Source organism: Peribacillus sp. SIMBA_075 (assembly GCF_046534585.1).
On record NZ_JAWRYN010000506.1, the window covers coordinates 1 to 276 of the forward strand.

Sequence of the window (276 nt, forward strand, 5' to 3'; positions counted from 1 at the left end):
AACTTCGTAATAAGCCAAGCTGCTGCTATTCCGAATATCGTATTCAGCGGTACAACAATTAATGCAACGAGAAGTGTTAACCTGATTGCCAAAAATGCTTCTTGATCTGTTACAGCGGCAATATATACATCAATTCCTCGTTCGAACGCTTTCATAAAAATTGTCACGAGCGGCAGTAATAGAAAGAGAGATAAAAATAAAATTGTTATCGTAATGAATAGAATTGGTACAAATTTAGATTCTTTTTTAACTGATACGCTTTTTACTATTTTCTTT

At 33.3% G+C, this 276-nt stretch carries 1 pseudogene; it reads right to left on the minus strand.

The window, feature by feature from the left end:
- A pseudogene (locus SB775_RS29195) lies at positions 1-276 on the minus strand (sulfate ABC transporter permease subunit CysW); the annotation flags it as partial.